Origin of the sequence: Mesorhizobium sp. M0408, assembly GCF_040321495.1 — a bacterium.
Taxonomy (GTDB): Bacteria; Pseudomonadota; Alphaproteobacteria; order Rhizobiales; family Rhizobiaceae; genus Mesorhizobium.
Genome location: NZ_JAMYRO010000070.1, coordinates 1 through 3190, shown reverse-complemented (window position 1 = coordinate 3190; position 3190 = coordinate 1). Strand labels below are relative to the sequence as shown.

Here is a 3190-nt window from a genome sequence, read left to right as displayed (position 1 = left end):
CCGCTCGCGAAAATGAGGACAAATACATCACCAATGCCGTTCTGGCGAAGATTGCGCAGGAGCCGGTCAAAGGCCAACGGCTGTTTCATCAGGACAACCAACCTCGATGCCGATCGCGCCATCATCTGGGACATGGGCGCGATCGCTGCGAGTCACAAGCCGGTCCGCCTGGAAGCTATTCAAGCAGGTGGTCCTAGCGTCCCCGTCCATCCCCGGCATCTTTCCGCCGGTCAATCTGGAAGTCACGGGGGCGGGTAAGACTTATCACGAGATGCACGTTGACGACGGCGCCAGCAACGAAGTCTTCCTGATGCCCGCCGACCTCACTTTGCATGAACTCGACCGGACCTTCCACACTAGGGTCACGGCCCGGCTGTACGTGATCCGTAACGGTCGCACGACGCCGGAGCCCAGCATCGTCAAGCTCACCTTGTGCGACATCGCGGAGAAGGCGGTCTCATCCCCAATCAAGACGCAAGGCATCGGCGACCATAACAGGCTTTATGCGATCTCTAGGCGCCACGGCATCGACTACAACTTCATCGATATCCAAACGATTTCACGGTCGAAGCGAAGACCCCGTTTGACAACAACTACATGCGCTCACTGTACCAGACCGGCTACGAAATGGCTCGCAACGGCATACCTTGGAAAAGGGCTCCTCCGAGATTTCGAAATTGAAGCGTTACCCAGGGCGAATCGGGGAACTCATACATTCGCATCGAAGCAAATCCTTCGTGTGTCGACTCGACGCGGCTCAGATGCCGGCGAGCTACATTCGCCACCCGACTTTCTCTGATTTGCCGCGGCCGGGGCTTCCGGGGCGGACGCGACGTGCGAACATGAAAGTCCGACACGTTCGTACTAAATCTAGGTTTACTTGCTGCAACGTATCGATCATTGCGCACCACCCACGTGCAATAGCTCACGGCATGCAAAACGATCAAATTACGAGTAACGAAGTAGCCGCGAATGGCTCTTCCAATCTTGCGAGGTTGGCATGCGCGCATCAGAATCCGCGACGGCTTTGGGTCGCTTGCCCGCTCACCGGGCCCCAGCGCCTTTGACATCAGGCTATCGCGGCTCGGAGGCGGCTCCAGCCGTTACAGCGACTGACTCGCGGCTGCTTCTTTCGTCCATCGTTCACGATTTCAACAACCTACTGACGCCAATCGTCACTATCCTTGAGGAACTGCAAGCTCGACACGTAGGTACGTCCAGGCAGCTGAAGAAGATCGATGGCGCAATATACTGCGCATTTCAAGCCAAGGTACTCGCTCGCCAACTTCTCGATTTCACCAATCCGCGGCCGGTGCGCCCTGAACCTGTGCTGATTCGCCAGCTACTTGAGCTACTCGAGCCGGCTCTCGCCAGCGTCCTCTCTCCAGATATCAGGCTCAAATTAGACAGCGCCGAAGAGCTTCCGCCTGCCTTCATCGACCGCCAGCTTGTCGAGCGCGCTCTGCTCAACCTGGTTCTCAATGCGCGCGACGCTATGCCCGAAGGCGGCGACGTCACCATCACAGCGGCGTTGGAGTTTCCGCCTGCCTCTCACCCAGGCGGACGCGAGCGGATGATCCGCCTTTCTGTCGCCGACAGCGGGGTGGGGATGGACCACCAGACGCTGAAGATGGCGGGACAATCGAATTTCTCGACGAGGACCAATGGCACCGGTCTTGGCCTCGCGACCGTCAGGCAACTGATGGAAAGCTTGGGTGGTGGACTCTCAATAACAAGCGCTCCTAGTCGGGGCACGACGATCGATCTTTGGTTGCCGGCAACGTTGGCCTGCTTTGCGGACTGACGCTGCCTAGACAGGAAAGGAACAACTACGATGAAACTCCGCGCTTTAATCGCAGGCTGGGTATCCGCGGTTCGCGATTTCGTGGCTCCACGATACCGACCCGAGCTTCACTACATGCGCGGTCCGGGTCCAGTCTTCGCACGACGCCCCGTGATGGTCCAATCGAGACGCGAGCTGCAGATCCTGCGTGCGCCGCCCCGACATCGTTGATCTTCGCGAGACAGGCGCACCGGCAGAACGTGTCTTGCACTCTGTACAGTCGGTCACATCGGAAGCCGACAGATAGATGCGCGAAGGCCATACATCATCAGGCCGACTGGTGACTGGAAAACCCCGGAGAACGTCATGTACTGCTCACGCGCCGTATCTATCATGAGTGCCGTCGCTTTGGCCAGTCTTGCCATTTCTACGCTCACGGTGTCTCCGGCTAGTGCGCGTCAAGCGCCGACCGGATGGACTTATCCTTGGGCCCGGTGCTCCAACCTGGATTGCTCAACGCCAAGGCGACCAGAGAGAAGCCGCAAGGCTATGTCATCCAAAGTACCGGCGAGGTTGCCGCCTATGGCGACAAACGAGTGAAGAACTCGCCGGACGGCGAGTATCACTGGTGCTCTCACCTGGCCGGCATGGATGCCGGCCACACCATCTGCCTTTTTTGTGCCACCGAAGAGGTTTTGAGCCATGGACGCCGCTCTCGATCAGGTCGCTTTTGGGCGCATGGGTAACCGAGCGTCGTCTCCAGGCGCTTGGTCTTCGTTCTCGGGCAAGCAGCCAAGTCCGGTTACGGACGAACGGGTAGTCGACCATAGGCAAGGCTTCGGACGGGTATTAACGAGCCGATCAGGCGGCCTGATGAGCCGGGAGGAGGAACTCTCGCTTTTCGATCGCTGGAAAACCAGTGGCGGTGATCGCGCGCTGCACGCACTGGTCCTAGCCCACGAGCCGCTTGTGACCAGAATTGTCCAGGACCTGCGCAGGAGTGGCCTTTCGGTCGAGGACTCCAAGCAGGAGGCACGATGCGGCCTGCTCGAGGCTGCCCGTTGTTTCGCTCCGAGCAGAGGATTTCGGTTCGGAACCAATGCCCGTTGGTGGATATTGTCGGCAGTTAGCACCTACCTAATCGCCAATAAGGACGTTCTGTCGAGCCGACGGATGAAGCGGAAACCGAAGTTGCTCCCATTGAACTTCGTTTCACTCGACGCCCCGATAACACCCGATGGAGAATCGGCAGCTGAACTCATCCCTTCGGATGAAGAGGGCCCGGACCTGATTTCCGAAAATGCAATATTGCCGAAAATGCAATCAAATCCCAGGTCAGGTTGGAACGCGGAAGGGCCCTTCACCCAGTTGCGCAGGCCGGATGCCTGCGTGAGATGGCATCGTCCC

Annotated in this window: 3 protein-coding genes; all 3 read left to right on the top strand. The window is 58.5% G+C overall.

All coding sequences use genetic code 11. From position 1 onward, the window contains the following. Positions 1 to 1000: 1000 nt before the first annotated feature. Complete coding sequence (locus tag NKI67_RS33685; protein ID WP_352649152.1) at positions 1001 to 1804, top strand: ATP-binding protein; 804 nt, start codon at positions 1001 to 1003, stop codon at positions 1802 to 1804. Between the two features lie 464 nt (positions 1805 to 2268). After that, positions 2269 to 2529 (top strand): hypothetical protein, encoded by a 261-nt coding sequence (locus tag NKI67_RS33675; protein ID WP_352649148.1) that lies wholly within the window; start codon positions 2269 to 2271, stop codon positions 2527 to 2529. A 127-nt stretch (positions 2530 to 2656) separates the two neighbouring features. Then, positions 2657 to 3190 (top strand): sigma factor (locus NKI67_RS33670; RefSeq protein WP_352649147.1); only part of this gene is annotated, 534 nt, incomplete at its 3' end.